The following is a 19,876-nucleotide window of genomic DNA, read 5'->3' as shown; positions in this document are numbered from 1 at the left end:
AATTAACTGAGTGGTATTCTATCAAACTTAATAGTGTAGGAAGCATAGCTTTATCAATAAATACGACATGTCATGAATTTGAGGGAAGCAAGCCTTTCGACCTAAGGAGATCTCTTGTTTTGGGGAGTTTTGCTATTTTGGAGGTAAGCCAGCCGTGTCCACCAAATGATCTATCTAATTCGGTTCGGGAGAGATTAACTTGGGAAGATAGCAACTGCTTGCGAACTGCTTCAACTAACTCATTATCTCGCTGACACCAATCAACTCTATCTACATGCTGTGTTGGGGTGGCTTCTGGAAGAACGCTTTCAAGCCATTCATGCTCATGAATATACAACCAATAAAATGCAGCTTCATGAGTGGTCTTAACTTGTTGGCGGTAAGCACACGGGTTTGCAGCAACAAACCGCATTATTTGACAACGATATCTACGCCGCAGCGACTCTGCCTTGCATCGTTTTCTCCATTCAACCAACCCTGTAGTCGTAGAGATAATTAGTTCTACACTACCCGTTGAAACACCATGAAGCTTAGCTAAAACATCTCTATGAAAGCCTTTTTTGGCTAACTTCACTACCGAATCTTTTAAAGCTTTGGTGATTGTCTTGGGTTTCAAATTGACAGGGATATTATTTTTCAAAGCAACACTTTTCACATAACAGCGACTTTTATCAATTTCTCGGCTAACTGCTGCCATTGATAATCCAGACCTCAATAAATCACAGCACAGCGCTTCTTTATTTATAGGTGTTTGCTGATCATTCAATGTACTAGCTTCAAGTTCACCTATAGGCTGGCAGCGAGATAAATAGAACTCCAAAAATAAGTGTTTAAATGGGTGCTGAGAATACTGGCCTGAAAGCAGGGATGAAACAAAACGATAGTCTTCTGATGACTTGATGGAGAAATCGGAATAAGCGGGGAATAGCTGTTCTGATAATTCAAATAATTCCTTTGCTATCTTTTTCCTTTTTACCCAACCACTTTGTGTAAGGTCACCAACGATACTGAGCTTTCTAAGATAAGTATCAGACAAAGGCTCACTGCTTTGTTTCTTAAGTTGAACACTTTTCACTTTATGGAATACAAATTGTGAGAACTCTCTTGCTAACTCATTACAATTAATAGGCTGTATTCGGGCATCAGGAAGTAAGTGGCCATTAGCGTGGTTACGATCTGAGAGTTCATTATGAACTAACCAAGTACCATGTTCTGAGCACGCTTCAACACCAGGAACCTGATGAATAAGGTGCCAATAGGCAACACCAAAATTGTATACATCTTCTTTAGCACATAAAGGGCAGTTCTTTACAGACAAACGTTCTTTATCACGAAATGTAGAGAGTTGGCTCGCTCTTATTATGTCATTTGAACCAGCAGTGACGTCCTCAATAACAGTACAATATTGTGGTAAATAATAAGCAAATAGAGGGCGGAGAGTTTGACGTGATAAAAGCACTTCTGGTGATTCTTCAGTGAACTGAGCAGTGGTTAGAATGTTTGATGTTAAGTAAGGATGAATGGAAGCTCTCCCATTACATACAAGTTGTTGCAGAGCTTGTTCAAGGGTACATTCACAAATAGCCAAATAACGGCATATACGGCTAAAGAGAGACTCATCAGGTAGTGCTTTAGGCAGTTGCATGATGAACCTCCTGTTTAGATAAGACCTATTAATTAACTATAGGCGAGTTCTGAGAGTGGATCGTCAAGAACGATTTCTCGGGATCTTAGGTAACGCATAGGGTCCTCTAACCCAGCTGCTTGCTGGAACAGGTCAGGGTCATCAATTCGAGCATTTAAATCAACAGCTTCAACTAATTCAATAAGCTTAGAAGCAAACTCTGGATGCTGTGGTTTGGTGATATCACCTGTTTTATCGACAGTTTTTACCACTGGGTTTTCTATACTCCGAGTACTACGTTTCCTACCCTTGGGGAGCGAAATAGCCACTTTGAGATCATTCACTTCTTCAGTTTGTCTTGAAAGCCCGCATGCAACAGCATTACCTGATTCTAACGTTGCAGGCGTAATACGCTCATCATCACCGCCAATAACTAACCTTTGTGCTTCTCGGTAAGTGCGGCTCGCCATATCAATATTACCAACCGAAAGTGCATGAAGTGCATCATTAAGCTCTTCCGTAAGCTCCGTATAAACATTTGTCCATTGGTATTGCCATAACTGATCTATAAACGCGTTCCATGAAACACTGTCCCGACCTAATACAGACATAGTGTGGTGATAGCCACTTTCAGCACGACGGGCTGCCTTAAGTTCTTTTATTAAGGATTGATCGAACGGAGGATTTGCTACGAAGAAAAGTGGAACACCCAATTTATTCATCAATCGGTGTAAAAATCTTAATAAGTTATTTTCTCCACCTGTTCGCTTGAACTTTAGGTTCTGCATTTCATCAATAACGAGCATGCCAATAAAACTTGATTTCATGCACTGCTCTAACTGCCGAACCAAAGCACCTATCGTTCCTGCTGGCGTTGTTTTTTCCCTATCAAGAGTTAGATCTAATGTCGATAATATCTCTTCACACAAGTCCCTAACGCTTGAATTACTCGGACAATCCACTTTAATCCACACAACTTGCTTCCTAAGCTCTAATGGTTGCCCTTGATATAACTCATGCTCAATAACATTCGGGAAGTAGCTTAATACTTGCTCCACCATTGAAGTTTTACCAACACCACTTTCACCAATAAGAGTCAGTCCATCTCCTTTGGGTTGAAAATACCCTGTTCTCGGTTCAATATCTGGTCTCTCATCAACCAAATAATGCAAATATTGAGCAGTTGTAGGACTCAATGGGTTTTTGGCCGAATAACCCTTTTTTATGGCTCTTTCAACAGCGCGGAAACATGCTTCATAGTCAGCCAGTGGCTGCCTAATCTCTTCAATACGATTTAGGTACTCATCACGAACTAATGGATCAGGATGATCAGCGATTTCTTCCGACAAATCTGGGTAATTACTAAAATCTTCCATAACAGTTACCCAAGCTTTTTTAGCTGGGAGGGCCTCTATTATCGGATTACCCCGATGCTCAGGAAGAATTGCATCTTGGTACACTGCAGGCTCAGTTCTCATGACTTACCTCGACTCGTTCTTCTTTTAGGGCCTTTGGGTAATGGAACTACTTTGTTACCGGTAGGTAAGGGAGCAGACTCTTTGTTAATGGTTGAAGGTTCAGAAGTTGATGCAATCATATTGGTGGTGGCTTCTAGCTCTTCTTTTCGACGTTGACGAGTATTAGCAGTTTTATCCCTAAAAGAGACCTTCTCTGCATCTTTGCTTCTTTTCTTTGCTTGTCGGGTTACTTCCTGGCGATGTTTATGGTCGTCAATTGAGGTCGTTGATATTGGTGTTAACTCTTTCTTAGTATCAAGCCAATCCTGTATAAAGTCAGATTCATACATAGACTTATCACCCAACATTCGACTTCTAGGCAACAAGTTACACCTAATGAACTCCTTGTTTTTATCTAAGCGAACATAGATGTAATTCGTTGTATTTTCATCAATACGCGCCTCTAGTCTCCAGCGCCCAGATGACCTAGCGACCGATGCCAAATTAAGTTCTTCAACTTCTGAACATGTATAATACATACCATTAAAATATATTCCGCTTCGAGTCATGCTGACTTCGGCTGACGGCAACAATCTCGCTATAACTTCATCACTATTAGCTGACTTAAGCTCATGCCTATGCTTTGCGAGGTGTATTTTCCAGTAGTTAAGAGGGGTCGGAGATAGGTCATTCTCAATGAGTAAAGGGCTAGAAAAGGCTAAACCATCAAGAATTGAACGGTTATGCTCCAGTACCGCTTTTATTATTTCAGCCGTAACTTCCTTAAGTGTATAGATCGCATCTTTTCTAGGATCTCGACTACCTCGTACAACCTGCCCACCTCTCGTTGTACCAAGTAACTCATGAAGTACTTCTTTATTGATAATATCAAATCGTTTCTCTACTACCCCTTTACAATCAGGCCTATATGGGGGAGTAAATGATAATTGCGTCATTGGAGTCAACGCTTTCTTTGGTTGGACTCCAATCATTTCGCCATTATCACAGACCAACTCTTTAGGAATATGAGCACAAGGCCACTCTGAATCCTCTATATCTACGCCAAAGCTTTGGCAGTATGTAGATTTGGGTAAAAAACTATTAGCTAATGCCTGCCGTGCTGCACGCCAAGAAGCATGATAGAGCGATACATGCATACCAACTATCATTCGACTCGCTCTGTCAGCTACGATATATATCGTCGGTCGCCCTAAAACATACTGAGATCCAAGTTCAGATACGATATGCACATCAGCAACGGTTGCATCAATTTCAAAGTGAACACCAGGCAGATAGCTTCGATCTGTAATGCTACCCAAAGCCCCTCTTTTATTTCTGAGGAAGTCGTTCTCTGACGTTCGTTGCTTGATTATTTCTTCTTTACTAAATAGTTTTGTTCGCCAGTAACTAAACTGCTTTGGGGTTGGGACTAAAGGCGGCCTACCGCAGGCCTCAGCCAAATTTATCTCATTTGAATAGCTATCTTTGAGCAAGTTGCCATAGGTTTTTGCTAGTGTCAGACCTGACTCTTTAAGGTAGTATTTTTTTAACGCTCTTTTGAATTTATTTTTGTCATCATCACTCACAATATACTTAGCAGCTCTATCAACAGCTATAGTTCTTGGTTGTTTCGGTGCACCTAGTGGTGTCGTTGTTGGAGTCCGCTCTCGCCCAGAAGCCCCGCTTTTCGAAAATGCGGGTAACAGGCCCATTTTGTCCTGCCCATTTCGCCAAAATTGAGAAAGTAGTCGAGCTAAAGTCTTGCGGTCAACATTAATTTTTTTTGAATATTCAGCAAGTTGAGGTGAGCGCTTCTTCGTCGCATAATCAAAAAGAAAAGTACTATCTGATATAACACCTTTAATTAAATTATAATTTTTATCTCGGCGCTCAATATGTTCAACCGGAACATTCTCTTCATCAACTAAAAGGTAAGCTGGCAATTCATAGCGGTCTTTTTTAGCTTTACGGCTAGAAACGAGCTCAATGAAACCTTCTAGTGAAACAGCTATAGGTCTTACCGTTGCAACTTCTAACGAGAATAAAATGACGGACTCAATATCCTGCATGATTTCCAACAAACGATAGAGCCCATCTTCAAGCAGATCCGAATCATTCACATTCCAAACGCTATTTCTAGGAAGCTCCATATAAAATACCTCCTGGTTGTTCAGCTACATACTTCACATTAATAAGCCCAGATTCAGAGATGTTAGTTGATAGGTCAACATCAATAAGTTTATCGGCTATGAGGAAGCGAATTAACAATAAAGCATCATCATTAGATGTTATGTTCATTGAGATTAGCTGATTACATAGATCTTCAATAAAGTACTGCCCTGTCGCCAAAACAGAGAGAGCGCAATCAACCTGATCACAGGAAAAGACCTTCGGGTTCTCGCGAAAAGGGGATGTAGCCCAGTGAAGATTACCGCTTTGAACTCTCGTTAGTTCATTTCCCGTAAAATAACTAAACTTAACACCAAGCAATTCCCAACAAACTCGCTCAATATCTATTTTTTCAAGGACGCGTAGATCACCCGAGTCATCTTCAGGTTTTACAGAAACTGCATGATATGTAGTGCCTTGAGGAGAGTCTATCGTGAGCAACTGATCCGTTGTCATGATAATCGGCTCTTTCGTATCAGGGTGGGTAGGGTGTTTAACCCCAAGGGTTTTAGCAACTTTCTGCGTAAAATTTAGAGGGAAGAGAGGAAATTGCTCTCTGATATCAACTACACGGCTCGAAAACTCAGCAAGATAAAAGTGCTCACTTTCTATTGAGGACATCATATGATGGTCTCTTTGAGATTTCCTACCATAAATCAGTGAGCGTTTACCTTTAGATTTTACATCCTGAATCCTAAGCCAAGGCTTGTAGTTGACGCCTTGGCCTATACCGTATTTGTTCTTTAAGTGCCGTTGATAATCATCCAACGACTCGATTTTTCGGCTACGCCCCATACTAAATCCAACAAAGTTTGCCTACTCTAATCATAGTAACAGGAGTCACTACGGGCAAACTTTATTGTCTCAAAATGCTCTTACGGGCAAACTTTATTGCTTACGGGCGAACTTTATTGTTTCTACACAACTTAAACGTGTTGGCCCGCCACAAATCCAGATGACCAGCACCATTGGAAGTTATACCCACCTAGCCAGCCGGTAACATCCATGACCTCGCCGATAAAGTACAACCCAGGAACCGATTTGCATGCCATGGTTTTAGACGATAGATGATCGGTATTCACCCCCCCTAATGTGACCTCAGCAGTACGGTACCCCTCCGTGCCATTGGGGGCTATTTTCCATTGTTCTAGCTGACGTGTAATAGCCGTCATATCTTTAGGGTTCAGCTGTTTTAATGGCTTATCCACCAACACTTTTCTTTCAATCAACACCTCTACTAATCGCTTGGGTAGCACTCGAGCTAGGGTGTTCTTTAGGCTTTGGTTGGGATGACTTTCACGTGTCGATGTCAGTAAGTCGTTAACATCAGCATCAGGAACAAGGTTGACAGTAAGCGGTTGACCCGGCTTCCAAAATGAAGATATTTGTAATACTGATGGTCCTGATAGACCGCGATGCGTAAACAACAAGGCCTCTTTAAAAACGGTGCCATCGAGGGCTGTAATTTCAGCAGGAATGGCAATACCAGACAGCTCTGCGAAATCTTCTTTGTCTTCTTTGTGTAGCGTAAATGGCACCAAACCGGCAGTGGTTGCGATCACCTCTAAACCAAACTGCTCCGCCACTTTGTAACCAAACGGGCTTGCTCCAAGTTTAGGCATCGACAAACCACCGGTTGCAATCACCAACGAGTCACACTCAATCACTTTATTTCCTGCATTCGCACTATCCGCATGCAAGGAAAAGCCATCCTCAGTTTGAGCTATCGAATGAATCTCTGTTTGATACTGAAAATCGATGGTCGGCTGATCACATTCGCTGAGTAGCATTTTTACAATGTCTTTGGCTGAATCTAGGCAAAACAATTGGCCGTGATCGCGCTCTTCAAATTCGATACCGTACTTACTCACCAACGAGATAAAATCCCAATGGGTATATTGCGATAAAGCCGACTTAACGAAGTGTTCGTTTTGACATAGGAAATTACTCGGTGTCACATCGTAGTTGGTAAAATTGCATTTACCACCACCAGAGATGAGAATTTTCCGACCTGGCTTTTTAGCATGATCCAGCACAAGTACACGACGACCACGCTTTCCTGCTTCCGCTGCGCACATCAAACCAGCAGCGCCAGCGCCAATCACAACCACATCAAATTTATTGCTCATATCTACACTCTACCGACACACAAAAAATAGAATCAACAAAAAAGGATGTGCCAAAGCACATCCTTATCTCTTATTGCTCGCCATTGTAGCGAGTCTTTCTGGTATTGCAATCTTTCACGATTCCCCGGCCCAAACAGACCTCGGTGCAAAAAGCCATTGCACAAAATATGATTCCGCTTAGTTCACGTCTTGGCTCGCTTTAAAGCCTACCATGACGTGTTCACTACAATAAAATTGCTGCGAACAATGACACGCCAACCAACGCACACGACAGGACAAATAGCTCTCGCACGCGATTGCATTTAGAAATAAATATTTCGTCATGATGATGGTAGTATTCCTTAGTTTTGAGATAGGAATACAAGCGGACCTGCTTGGTCATGTTGCCATGTGTTGTGAAAAAACCACGTCCATCTACTTGCTGGTAAAGTAATGGGTGTGCCTCTCGCATAACAAATATGAGTGAGCGTAGTGCACTCAAATACCTCGCCATGTTAACCGAAGTAATGAGCATTAATGCTAATAGAATAGTGTCGCCACTGATCATCTTTCCCTCCCTACATCTTCCAAGAATGCCTAAGAGAAAAAGACGACCAATCGACTTTATATCCCGCTGAGGTTACTCAGCTGAGGCACCCATAATGGAAGAAGAACCTTCTTTTGCTAACGTTGCTAAATCTTTGTCGATGAAGAACAAAGCTTGCCCATTCTCACCAACCAGTTCTAGCTTATCTAAAATCCCTTTAAACAGTTTCTCTTCTTCGTGTTGCTCAGCAACATACCACTGAAGAAAATTAAACGTTGAGTAATCTTGGGCTGTGAAAGCAACATGAGCGAGCTTGTTGATTTGCTCTGTAATCATTTGCTCATGTTCATACGTCTCACGGAAGACATCACCTAAACTGGTAAAGGTATGTTTAGGGGCAGCAATAGAACCTAAAATTGGTAGCGCTCCAGTTTCACTTACGTAAGTAAAAAGACGCTGCATATGCTCCATCTCTTCTACAGCATGCTTACGCAAAAATTCCGCTGCTCCGTCAAATCCCTTGTCTTCACACCAAGCACTCATTTGTAAGTATAGGTTGGATGAGAAAAATTCGAGGTTTATTTGCTCATTTAGATGTTCAACCATTGCTTCTGACAGCATGCTCTACTCCTAGTTTGGTAGCTTCAATTAACGCCACTATAACATAACATTTCTTGGAGTATTGCTTCATCCATCGACTCTTACTACTGAGTGATACTCTGTGTTCTTATTTTTATTTTAGAAAACTTGAGCGATTTTGCTCACATTTTCTTGTCTTGATGTTGAGAAAATACTCGGGAGTTCATTACGTCACGACAATGAATTGGGATCATTCCTACACATTTTTAATCGATAAAATGCTATGTTTTTATTAGAACTTACGTCAGGAGGAGTACGTGATGAGTTATAAACATATCTTGGTCGCATTGGATCTCTCAGAAGAAAGCAAGTTGCTCATAGATAAAGCCGTATCCCTAGCCAAGCCACTCGATGCTCAGGTATCTTTTATTCATATTGATGTGAATTACGCTGAACTATATACGGGTTTGATTGATCTCAATATGGCTGAAACTCAGCATCAAGCCATGGAAGCGTCCATGAGCCAGTTAAAAGCGTTTGCCGATTACGCTAACTACCCAATCAAACATTCATTAGTTGGTAGTGGTGATCTCAGCAATGAACTGAGAGACACCATCGGGGAGTTCAGCGTCGACCTAGTCGTCTGTGGGCATCATCAGGATTTTTGGAGCAAGATTTTGTCGTCAACACGACAGTTAATCAACACCACACCAGTCGACCTACTCGTCGTTCCCATAAAAGATTAAGTCCACCACCGAAGGCTTCCGATAGGAGGCCTTTCTTATCCGCCCACTTACGTTGTTTTATGGTGATATAATCATCATCCCATTCAAACCATCCCTTATTTATTGCTATGAGTTACCTTTATTCCGTTACCCTTCTTTGGGCATTTTCATTTAGTTTGATCGGCGTCTATCTCGCCGGTCAGGTTGATTCTTGGTTTTCTGTACTGATGCGTGTTGTACTGGCCGCCGTTGTCTTTTTACCGTTCACTAAGTTTAAACAAGTTCCAAAGCGACTCATGGTGAAGCTCATGGCGATCGGGGGAATTCAACTGGGGTTAATGTACTGCTTTTATTATCAGTCATTTTTACTGCTCTCCGTCCCAGAGGTCTTATTATTTACGGTGTTTACTCCTATCTACGTCACCCTATTTTATGACCTCCTCAAAGGCCGTTTTTCACCGTGGTTCCTAGTGACAGCGGTTATTGCCGTTTGTGGTGCGGCGTTTATCAAGTTTGCCGGCGTGAACGAAAACTTTTTGTTTGGTTTTTTGGTCGTACAGGGCGCGAACCTTTGCTTTGCTATCGGGCAGGTGAGCTACAAATATGTCATGGAGCATGAGCCAACGGAACTGCCGCAGCATTCCGTTTTTGGGTATTTTTATCTTGGTGCCACCGTGGTGGCAGGCATTGCTTTTATGCTCTTTGGTAGCCTTGATAAGCTGCCAACAACGGCGACGCAATGGGGTATTTTGATTTACTTAGGCACGATTGCCTCGGGACTTGGTTACTTTATCTGGAATAAGGGGGCATGCTCTGTAAATGCTGGCGCATTAGCGGTGATGAACAACTTATTGGTACCCGCTGGGTTGATTGTCAACATTGTGATTTGGAATCGCGATGTCGATATTCCAAAATTACTCATTGGTGGTGGGATTATTTTATTGTCATTGGTCGTGAATGAACTGTGGGTCAAACCTCGAGCCGAAGCTCAATACCGTAATCAATCTTAGGCGATGGATTACGGCTTAATGTGCCATTAGTGCAGCTGTTCTGGCTGCACTTTTTCTAACTGCTTATCTGCCACGACTTCAGCAAGATGGTATTTTTGCTCAAGCTTACTTTGTTTACGTGCCAACTTTTGGCTTTTACGTATAATTTTCTGCAGCTTTTTCTGCATTTTGGTTTGTTTCTTCAGGGCCTTACTTGCTCGCTTCAGCGCCTTCTTATTGAGTGATTCGGGCTCATGGAACATCACAACTTGTGCTTCTGGCTGCTTCTCCACGACGGTTTGTTTAGGGATAATTCCCTCTGGTTTAATGCTCTCGAGCAATAGCCCACATTTAATTTTTTCTTCGACGGGTTTTTCTTGGCAACTCACCGGTGGAATAGCAGCAGGCTTACAAAGTGTTGAACGGTCAGAAGAAGAGCGAGAGCATGAACGACACAGAAATTTGGGTTCGGCGACAAGGCGATGGATATCACCTAGGTTCGCACTGATCTCATGACGATTAAATTTACACAGGCGCTTGGCCATACAACCCTCCAACTAACAGTTACGCTCAATTACTTTACGTTTTCATCAAAACGAATAGTAATGATTCTTAGTTAGATATACATCCAATTAGCACTCGTTACAAGTAACTTACGTACGTTACATGGAGAATTTGAGTAACAAAATAAGGGCGACTTGGCTTAACTCATTGATGCATTAACATAAACATCAAAACGATTTTTTTTCGTCTCAATAGCCATTGTCGGTTTTTTCTCATCGAGCCAATTGGCATAGTCCGGACGCTTAACCACAACACGCTTTTTAGCCAAGCATAATGCCGGAGCTAATAAACCATCGGCGTCCATATCTGCGCCGACTAAAGATTGAAAAACACGCATCTCTTTTTTTACTAGCGCGCTTTTTTTCTTACTCTCTGGATGAGGATACATCGGGTCTAAATACACGACGTCTGGCTGCTCAAAATCGGCGTCATCCGCCAACTGTTGTAGCGCATCTAAGCTAGAAGCGTGAATCAGAGTCATACGCTCTGACACCCAAGCACCGATCTCTGGGTCTTGCTTTGCTCTGGCAAGACCATCATCTAATAAGGCGGCCACAACAGGGTGTCTTTCAACCATTTGAACCTTGCAACCTAATGACGCCAGAACGAACGCGTCGCGGCCCAACCCTGCTGTACCATCAAGAACAACGGGCGTTGCCCCTTTGTTGAGACCCGCAGCTTTCGCTATGGCTTGCCCTTTCCCACCGCCAAACTTACGACGATGCGCCACTGCACCACTCGCCAAATCAACGAAAATGGCACCAAGCTTTGGTTCATCCAATTTACGTAATTCGAGTCGATCCTCCGTCAGCACTAAGGCAAACTCACTGCCGTCAGAGGCGTCTAATCCCCAGCGTTGTGCCAGCTGGTTCAGTTCGCTTTGACGAGGGGTATGTTCACAGATAAGTTGGATGTGCAAGGTCAGCTCCGAAAGGTCTTAGATAACGAGGCAAGTGTACATGAAGTCGATCGCTCTACCAATAAGCGTGATCCACTCGCAGACGACTCCAACATTTTAGTGCTAAGCTCTACAGCCTATTTTGCTCTCGATGACCGACAACGATTAAGGACTCAATATGCACAGCGTCAATGGGTTAGATGACCTCGATAAGGCAATTCTGAAAACACTGATGGAAGACGCTCGCCGCCCATATGCGGAAATGGCTAAGAATTTTGACGTAAGTCCCGCGACTATCCACGTTCGTATTGAGAAAATGAAAGCCGCTGGCATTATTGAAGGCACCGAGGTTGTCGTCAATACTAAGAAGTTAGGGTATGACGTGTGCTGTTTTATCGGTATAAATCTGTACGCGGCTCGTGATTACCACTCAGCTTTGGAAAAGCTCGACGCTCTCGATGAGGTCGTTGAGGCCTATTACACCACTGGGGCGTACAACATTTTCGTCAAGCTAATGTGTCGTTCCATTGAAGAACTACAACACGTACTGATCAATAAACTACAAGCAATCAATGAAGTGCAATCGACGGAAACCCTGATCTCTTTGCAAAATCCGATTAGCCGAAATGTTGATCCTTAAGCGCTAACGTATGTTTAGTTGTGGTTGGCTTGATCTCTAAAAAGCCACAATACAGACAGACAATGGGTTCAATACCTTGCTCGCATAAAAAAGCCTCTCATTTGAGAGGCTTCATGTTTTTAGCGAACCGGTTTAAGCACTGATACCGGAGTGGCGTAATAGCGCATCGATTTGTGGCTCACGACCACGGAAGCGTTTAAACAGCTCCATCGGCTCTTCACTGCCGCCCATCTCAAGAATATTGTTCAAGAAGCTTTGGCCCGTTTCTTTGTTAAAAATACCTTCTTCTTCGAATCGAGAATAAGCATCGGATGACAGGACTTCAGCCCATAAGTAACTGTAGTAACCCGCGCTATAGCCACCAGCAAAGATATGGCTAAAGCTATGAGAGAAACGATTCCACTCTAAGCTTGGCAATACGCCCACTTTTGATTTCACGTTTGCTAAGGTTTCTAGAACACGTGCACCAATTTCTGGGTCATATTCTGTGTGCAGAGTGAAATCAAATAGGCCAAACTCAAGCTGACGAAGGATAAACATGGCTGACTGGAAGTTCTTAGCCGCCAGCATCTTATCAAGCATCTCTTTAGGCAGTGGTTCGCCTGTTTCAAAATGACCGGAAATAAATGCCAACGCTTCCTCTTCCCAACACCAGTTCTCTAGGAATTGGCTTGGTAGTTCTACCGCGTCCCAAGGCACACCATTGATACCAGACACCGCACCGGTTTCAATTTTCGTCAGCATATGATGGATACCGTGACCGGTTTCGTGGAATAACGTCACGACTTCATCATGGGTAAACAGAGCCGGTTTATCACCAACAGGCTTATTAAAGTTACATGTTAGATAGGCAACGGGGGTCTGCAACTCACCCGATAAATCGGTGCGGCGCACTCGACACTCGTCCATCCAAGCACCACCACGCTTATGCTCACGCGCATAAAGATCAAGATAAAAACTACCACGTAATGTATTTGATGCATCGAAGATGTCAAAGAAACGCACAGAATCATGCCAGGTATCCACCCCTTCTCGTTCGGTAATGCACATACCAAAGACACGGTTTAGGACTTCAAACAAACCACTGACCACTTTCGCTTCAGGGAAGTAAGGGCGCAATTCTTCATCGGAGAACTTGAACAAGTTTTGTTTTTGCTTCTCGCTGTAGTAAGCGATATCCCATAAGTTCAACTGAGTCACGCCGCATTCTTTCTCAGCAAACAGACGCAACTCTTCAACTTCGCGCTCACCTTGCGGCTTCGCTTTAATCGCTAGATCATTGAGGAAACCCAATACTTGCCCTGGGTTTTCCGCCATTTTTGTCGATAGGGATTTTTCGCTGAATGAGTTAAAGCCAAGCAAACGAGCAATCTCATGGCGCAGCTTTAACTGCTCAGAAATAATCTCTGTATTATCCCACTGGCCCGCGGTTGGACCGCGATCTGACGCTCGCGTTACATAGGCTTCATACAACTCTTTACGCAGCGCTTCGTTATCACAGTAAGTCATCACTGGCAGATAAGAAGGTATATCAAGCGTCAATAGATAACCATCCAGCTCTTTAGCTTCCGCGGAGGCTTGTGCCGCTGCCAACGCTGACTCCGGCATACCCGCCAGCTCAGTCACATCGGTCACATGTTTGTTCCATCCCATGGTGGCATCGAGCACGTTGTTTGAGAACTGAGAGCCCAGCTCAGACATGCGCTTGCTGATTTCACCATAGCGATGCTGTTCGTCGGCAGGCAGACCGATACCCGACAATTCAAAATCACGTAATGAATCTTGGATTGTTTTCTTTTGTGCCTGAGTCAGTGTTTGATACTCATCACTGGCTTTAATGGTTTTGTACGCGTCGTACAGCCCTTTGTGCTGGCCAACCCAGGTGCCATATTCGGACAAAATCGGCAGGCAGCTTTCATAGGCATCACGTAACTCATCGCTGTTCATCACTGAGTTCATATGACTCACCGGAGACCAAATGCGGCTCAAACGATCGTCAATTTCATCAATCGGTGCAATGATCGTATCCCACGTTGGCGAGTCGTTTTCAGTCAGCACTTGATCGATCTTTTGACGGCATGCCTCGATAGCTTGCTCAACCGCCGGTTTAACGTGTTCTGGCTTAATTTGTGAAAAAGGAGGTAAGTCAGTAAAGCTGATTAACGGATTAGACATGCAGCATCCCTTTTGAATAGATTGGGTTCCTTCACCTTGTCTCGTCCCTTAACGAGCGAGATAAGTGAGCGTAATTAATAGATAAATGTAGGCAATGATCGAAAAATTCAATGGCTGCTGGCGATTCGCATACCATAGTGTGATTTTAATGATGTACAGTTTTCTCGCCCTTATCTGGGTATCATCGGCAGATAGGGTTATAATCCGTCCATTCGACCATTTAAGTGAGTCTTCATTTTGCTGAGCTATCGACACAGTTTTCACGCGGGTAACCATGCCGACGTCGTCAAACACATAGTACAAAGTCTTATCCTTAATTCTCTAAAAAACAAGGAAAAGCCGTTCGTTTATCACGATACCCATTCTGGCGTAGGTCGCTACGATCTCACCCATGAATGGTCGGAAAAGACTGGGGAATACAAACAAGGTATTGCGCGCATTTGGGGCAATAGCGATATCCCTGAAGACATGGCGTCTTACATTAAGTCTATTACTGAACTCAATAACGACGACACACTACGCTATTACCCAGGCTCACCAAGAGTGGCTCGTGCACACCTTCGTCCACAAGATAGAATGCTACTTACTGAGCTTCATCCTAGCGACTTCCCATTGCTTGAGCAGGAGTTTCACCGAGACCGTCAGGTAAAAATCTTCAAAGAAGATGGCTTTCAGCGCCTTAAAGGTAGCCTTCCCCCTGTTGAGCGACGCGGTTTAGTCTTAATCGACCCACCGTATGAGCTAGCCAAGGAATACCGCGATGTAGTGACCGCCATTGCCCAAAGTCATAAGCGCTGGGCGACAGGCACGTATGCCATTTGGTACCCGGTGGTTAATCGCTTGGATATTGAAGATATGATCGACGGTCTTGAAGGCCTTGGCATTCGTAAAATACTACAGATTGAATTAGGTGTGTCCCCTGATACCAATGAGCGTGGCATGACAGCGTCGGGAATGATCGTTGTGAACCCACCCTGGACACTCGAGCAACAGATGAAAACCATCTTGCCGTACTTGAAAGAAAAAATTGCTCCTGCCACTGGCCATTTCAAGGTGGAATGGATCGTACCAGAGTAATAGTTCAATCGTTCTATCACGAATATATCGGAAACCGTGCTGTGACCTCGTGTCGGCACGGTTTTTCTTTTTCATGATCTTTTTTTCATTATTTTCCCAATAAGCGTCGTCTTTTTTCTGGCCCCTTCGTCTTATAGGTGTAAGTCGCTCAATGAGCTTCAATCACTAACCTTGCTTGATTTGATAAGCACTCGACGAAAGAGATAACCACTATGATTAAAGTGATCAGTTTTAAAATTTGCCCATTTGTTCAACGCGTCACAGCCGCACTAGCAACAAAAAACATTCCCTACGAGATTGAATATATTGACTTAAAAAACAAGCCCGAGTGGTTTCTTGATATCTCACCAAACGGTCAGGTACCGGTATTAGTAACGGAATCGGGTACGGCGTTGTTTGAATCTGATGCCATCATTGAATACATCGAAGACGAATTTGGCCCAATAGAGCAAAACGTCTCCAATGAACAGCGCGCTTTAGATCGTGCTTGGAGTTACCTAGGGTCTAAAAACTACCTCCCACAATGTGGCACCATGGGCAGTAAAGACAAAACCACGTTTGAAACACGCACAGAAAAGTTGCTGGCGGCATTCAAAAAAGCTGAAAAACAGCTTTCTGGGGACACAACATTCTTTAAGTCTGACGCACTCAGTAACGTTGATATTGCTTGGTTACCACTGCTGCATCGTGCTGCCATTGTAAAAGCCCATTCAGGGTATGATTTTTTCTGTGGCTTGCCAAAAATGCAGACATGGCAACAAAACATGCTGGCAACGGGGCTAGTTGAAAAAACGGTTGCCGATGACTTTGTTTCGCTATTCAGCGATTTTTATCTGACCAATACCTATCTCGCCGATGGTAAAGATGTACAAGCTCAAAGTGGTTGTGGAACAACGAGCTGTTGTGGTTGATTTGACCCTGTTACGTAAGCCCAAATCTGCTCGAAGGTTTCTAGGCAAACTCTAGAACGTTTGCTTTGCACTTGATGCCCCTAACCAGGGGCTTCAAGTGCAAAAGATAAACCTCGCGAGCCACATCTAGGGATTAATCGTTATTACTCATAAGCAAAGCCACTTTTTCCCATTGGCTAAAGTTGTTAGACTCGATTTATGATAGGGATAGCGATTCTTTAACAAAACATTGCCATAACATTGAGTTCAACTATGCTCACCCCAATGTATTTGTTATCAATAATCATAAAATTAATCAGCTCTCGGAGAACGTAATGGCGACTCATTTTGACTATATCTGTATTGGCGGTGGTAGCGGCGGTATTGCATCGGCAAACCGTGCATCAATGTACGGTGCTAAAGTTGCGCTAATTGAAGCACAAGACCTTGGTGGCACCTGTGTCAACGTCGGTTGTGTGCCGAAGAAAGTCATGTGGCATGGCGCCCAAGTCGCAGAAGCGATGAACCTGTATGCGGAAGACTATGGGTTTGATGTTGAAGTCAAAGGCTTCGACTGGAGCAAGTTGGTTGAAAATCGTCAAGCCTATATCGGTCGTATTCATCAATCTTACGACCGCGTATTAGGTAACAACAAAGTCAATGTCATTAAAGGCTTTGCCAAGTTCGTTGATGCAAAAACGGTTGAAGTGAACGGCGAACACTATACAGCCGATCACATTCTTATTGCCGTTGGTGGCCGCCCAAGTATCCCAAACATTCCAGGAGCAGAACACGGCATAGATTCAAATGGTTTCTTTGAACTTAATGAACAGCCAAAACGTGTCGCGGTGATTGGCGCGGGTTACATTGCGGTTGAAATCGCTGGCGTACTGCATGCCCTCGGCACAGAAACCCACCTATTTTGCCGTAAAGAGTCACCACTTCGTAGCTTTGATCCAATGATCATCGAGACCCTAGTTGAGGTGATGAATACCGAAGGCCCAACACTTCACACTCATTCGGTTCCAAAAGAAGTGGTGAAAGAAGCGGATGGCAGCCTAACTCTGCATCTAGAAAATGGTAACACGCAAAACGTTGATCAACTTATTTGGGCTATCGGTCGTCACCCAGCAACCGATGCTATTAACCTAAGTGCTACCGGTGTTGAGACCAACGATCGCGGCTACATCAAGGTCGACGAATACCAAACCACTAACATTGAAGGCATTCATTGTGTCGGCGATATCATGGAAGGCGGTATCGAGCTCACTCCTGTGGCTGTAAAAGCCGGTCGTCAGTTGTCTGAGCGTTTGTTCAACAATAAGCCTGACGCAAAAATGGACTACGATTTAGTGGCAACGGTTGTATTTAGTCACCCACCAATCGGTACGATTGGCCTAACGACTCAAGAAGCCGAAGAGAAGTACGGCAAAGACAACGTTAAGGTCTACACATCTGGCTTCACGGCAATGTACACCGCCGTCACTAAGCACCGTCAACCATGTAAGATGAAGCTGGTTTGCGCTGGTCCAGAAGAGACGGTTGTTGGCCTTCATGGTATCGGTTTTACCGTAGATGAAATGATCCAAGGCTTCGCAGTTGCAATGAAGATGGGCGCAACCAAGGCTGATTTCGATGCCGTTGTAGCGATTCACCCTACCGGATCTGAAGAATTTGTTACCATGAGATAACGCTTCTCTTCACGAACAAAACCGAAAGCTCGACATTATTGTCGGGCTTTTTTTCATCTCAACCGACGTTTCTACGCCATACTTTTCTATTGTCTCTGAGAATTCTTCGAAGCGCCTCGCATCTAAGTTAATACCGACAAGCCTCTTTCAGTCCTTTTCCTATAGTTTTTTCGCTATCAAACAAAATGAATGCCTATTTAGCATCCGCTAAAGGGTGGCGATCTAATCACTAATAAGGAACGTTACGATGAAATCAATTCTTTGGCTTAGCTTACTCAGCTCAGTCAGCACTTCGGCTTTCGCGCTCAACCCCATACCAGACCCAAAAAATCCAACAGGATACGTCCTATTACGCTCGGAAATACAAACAAGTGAACGACAAAAGACCGCTAATCCAATGTATGCGGTCTGGGCGAAAGCACTCATCACCCGCCATAATACGGTCGTCGACACCATCGAACCTAACCTTACAACTAATCCTGAGAACGTGAGGCGAGCGGAACGAGTATTCTCTCGTAGTGAGTGGGATTTTCTTACCCAAATGGCCGCCCCTGAATACACCTATACACGTCTATTGAGAGCCATCGGTAAGTTTCCCACTTTTTGTGGTGATTACACTGATGGACGTGATGCCGACGCCATTTGTAAGCGCTCGATCGTGACTGTTTTTGCGCACTTCTCACAAGAAACGGGGGGGCATATTGCCATTGATAATACTTGGGATAATCCTCTGGCATTGGAAGAATGGCAGCAAGCATTGGTCCATGTGCGTGAAATGGGTTGGTCGGAAGGACAACCCGGCTACACCACGGGGTGTGGACAAAATGATTGGCAAAATAAACGCTGGCCATGTTCACCAAACCAAGGTTATTTCGGGCGAGGCGCTAAACAACTCTCGTATCATTTCAATTACGGCGCTTTTTCTGAAGTTATGTTTGACGGTGACGCCACGGTGTTGCTCAATAACCCCGCTCTCGTGGCCGATTCTTGGCTTAATCTTGCCTCTGCCCTTTGGTTTTTCTTAACGCCTCAAGCACCAAAACCGGCAATGCTGCATGTGATTGATCGTACATGGACACCCTCACAACGCGAAGCGGATGCAGGCATTGGTTATGGGTTTGGGACTACTATTAACATCATTAATGGCGGTATCGAGTGTGGCGAACAAAACAAAGATAAAGGACAACCCGTCAATCGTATTCGCTATTGGGAGGGGTTATCGGCTCACTACCAAATCCCAATTGAAGCCGATGAATCCAATACGTGCTGGCAGCAAACCCCTTACGGTAGTCTCAACCTTAATGGTGCAATCGATGTGCTTTACACTAACTGGGAAGCCAGTTGGAAGTACCATGCAGATCGTCCTGGAGGGGTCTCTTTTGAATGCAATCTCGCCGGCTATCAAACGGCTTATTCCGCATTAGTTCCCGGCGACTATGAAAAATGTGTCACCAATGTCTTTGGGTCGCATGCCAACTGGCCTGAAGTAAGAATTGTGGACACTTTACCAGGTTCAGGAGAAAATAATAACACGCCTCCCCCGTCGGTCGTAGTTTGGGGAAGTGGTATTACCCAAATAGAAAACGGCGATATGACCTCCCACCTTAATAAGTGCTTTATTGCCAAGAACAACCCTGGTATTTGGCAAGCACCCACACAATCTAATTGGTTTTGGGATGAGGTTAGCTGCCCTTAAATTAATGGCGAAGTAATGCGTGTTTTGTCGAATTCAAGAAATGATCT

Annotated in this window: 17 protein-coding genes; 7 read left to right on the top strand and 10 right to left on the bottom strand. The window is 43.9% G+C overall.

Going from position 1 to position 19,876, the window contains the following annotated elements; all coding sequences use genetic code 11:
• Window positions 1-70 precede the first annotated feature (70 nt).
• The 7 genes from ACE1OE_RS18930 to ftnA all read right to left on the bottom strand — a co-directional run bounded on the left by ACE1OE_RS18930 (window position 71) and on the right by ftnA (window position 8,526).
• A complete protein-coding gene (locus tag ACE1OE_RS18930; protein WP_449211952.1) occupies window positions 71-1,645 on the bottom strand; it encodes a TnsD family Tn7-like transposition protein in 1,575 nt (524 codons plus the stop codon).
• Between the two features lie 32 nt (window positions 1,646-1,677).
• Window positions 1,678-3,102 (bottom strand): ATP-binding protein, encoded by a 1,425-nt coding sequence (locus ACE1OE_RS18925; RefSeq protein WP_449211951.1) that lies wholly within the window; start codon window positions 3,100-3,102, stop codon window positions 1,678-1,680.
• Window positions 3,099-5,231: a transposase gene (locus ACE1OE_RS18920; protein WP_449211950.1), complete on the bottom strand. Its 2,133-nt coding sequence runs from the start codon at window positions 5,229-5,231 to the stop codon at window positions 3,099-3,101. The genes ACE1OE_RS18925 and ACE1OE_RS18920 overlap by 4 nt, the downstream gene beginning before the upstream one ends.
• Window positions 5,218-5,874, bottom strand: a complete 657-nt coding sequence (locus tag ACE1OE_RS18915) for a TnsA endonuclease N-terminal domain-containing protein (protein ID WP_449211949.1) — start codon at window positions 5,872-5,874, stop codon at window positions 5,218-5,220. Before ACE1OE_RS18915 ends, ACE1OE_RS18920 begins: the two co-directional genes overlap by 14 nt.
• 302 nt (window positions 5,875-6,176) lie before the next feature.
• Entirely contained in the window at window positions 6,177-7,379 is a 1,203-nt protein-coding gene (locus tag ACE1OE_RS18910) for a BaiN/RdsA family NAD(P)/FAD-dependent oxidoreductase (RefSeq protein WP_102470868.1), read from the bottom strand.
• Window positions 7,380-7,602: 223 nt separating this feature from the next.
• Entirely contained in the window at window positions 7,603-7,926 is a 324-nt protein-coding gene (uspB, locus tag ACE1OE_RS18905; protein ID WP_102470867.1) for a universal stress protein UspB, read from the bottom strand.
• Between the two features lie 72 nt (window positions 7,927-7,998).
• Window positions 7,999-8,526 carry a non-heme ferritin gene (gene ftnA, locus ACE1OE_RS18900; RefSeq protein WP_102470866.1) on the bottom strand — a complete coding sequence of 176 codons (528 nt, stop codon included), beginning with the start codon at window positions 8,524-8,526 and terminating at the stop codon, window positions 7,999-8,001.
• Between the two features lie 278 nt (window positions 8,527-8,804).
• On the opposite strand from ftnA, the gene ACE1OE_RS18895 reads away from it, so the two are divergent.
• Window positions 8,805-9,230, top strand: a complete 426-nt coding sequence (locus ACE1OE_RS18895; RefSeq protein WP_102470865.1) for a universal stress protein — start codon at window positions 8,805-8,807, stop codon at window positions 9,228-9,230.
• Between the two features lie 107 nt (window positions 9,231-9,337).
• Complete coding sequence (locus tag ACE1OE_RS18890) at window positions 9,338-10,219, top strand: carboxylate/amino acid/amine transporter (protein ID WP_102470864.1); 882 nt, start codon at window positions 9,338-9,340, stop codon at window positions 10,217-10,219.
• A gap of 26 nt (window positions 10,220-10,245) precedes the next feature.
• Here the strand turns inward: ACE1OE_RS18890 and ACE1OE_RS18885 are convergent, their stop codons facing one another.
• A complete protein-coding gene (locus ACE1OE_RS18885; protein WP_449211948.1) occupies window positions 10,246-10,743 on the bottom strand; it encodes a hypothetical protein in 498 nt (165 codons plus the stop codon).
• 158 nt (window positions 10,744-10,901) lie between these two features.
• Window positions 10,902-11,681 carry a class I SAM-dependent methyltransferase gene (locus ACE1OE_RS18880; protein WP_449211947.1) on the bottom strand — a complete coding sequence of 260 codons (780 nt, stop codon included), beginning with the start codon at window positions 11,679-11,681 and terminating at the stop codon, window positions 10,902-10,904.
• A gap of 157 nt (window positions 11,682-11,838) precedes the next feature.
• Here ACE1OE_RS18880 and asnC point away from each other — a divergent pair, with 157 nt between their 5' ends.
• Window positions 11,839-12,300 (top strand): transcriptional regulator AsnC, encoded by a 462-nt coding sequence (asnC, locus tag ACE1OE_RS18875; RefSeq protein ID WP_102470861.1) that lies wholly within the window; start codon window positions 11,839-11,841, stop codon window positions 12,298-12,300.
• 132 nt (window positions 12,301-12,432) lie between these two features.
• Here asnC and prlC read toward each other — a convergent pair whose 3' ends face one another.
• Window positions 12,433-14,475, bottom strand: a complete 2,043-nt coding sequence (gene prlC, locus ACE1OE_RS18870) for an oligopeptidase A (RefSeq protein ID WP_449211946.1) — start codon at window positions 14,473-14,475, stop codon at window positions 12,433-12,435.
• 237 nt (window positions 14,476-14,712) lie between these two features.
• On the opposite strand from prlC, the gene ACE1OE_RS18865 reads away from it, so the two are divergent.
• From ACE1OE_RS18865 to ACE1OE_RS18850, 4 genes are all read left to right on the top strand, one after another.
• Complete coding sequence (locus tag ACE1OE_RS18865) at window positions 14,713-15,552, top strand: 23S rRNA (adenine(2030)-N(6))-methyltransferase RlmJ (RefSeq protein ID WP_449211945.1); 840 nt, start codon at window positions 14,713-14,715, stop codon at window positions 15,550-15,552.
• 212 nt (window positions 15,553-15,764) lie between these two features.
• Complete coding sequence (locus ACE1OE_RS18860; RefSeq protein ID WP_372060233.1) at window positions 15,765-16,463, top strand: glutathione S-transferase family protein; 699 nt, start codon at window positions 15,765-15,767, stop codon at window positions 16,461-16,463.
• A 314-nt stretch (window positions 16,464-16,777) separates the two neighbouring features.
• Window positions 16,778-18,133 carry a glutathione-disulfide reductase gene (gorA, locus tag ACE1OE_RS18855; RefSeq protein WP_102470857.1) on the top strand — a complete coding sequence of 452 codons (1,356 nt, stop codon included), beginning with the start codon at window positions 16,778-16,780 and terminating at the stop codon, window positions 18,131-18,133.
• A 247-nt stretch (window positions 18,134-18,380) separates the two neighbouring features.
• Window positions 18,381-19,829, top strand: coding sequence for a chitinase (locus ACE1OE_RS18850; RefSeq protein WP_449211944.1), 1,449 nt, complete (start codon window positions 18,381-18,383; stop codon window positions 19,827-19,829).
• Window positions 19,830-19,876 lie beyond the last annotated feature (47 nt).

It is taken from the genome of Vibrio sp. E150_011, from assembly GCF_053544015.1.
Note: the sequence above shows the minus strand (reverse complement) of the source record. Positions and strands in the feature narration are given on the sequence as shown.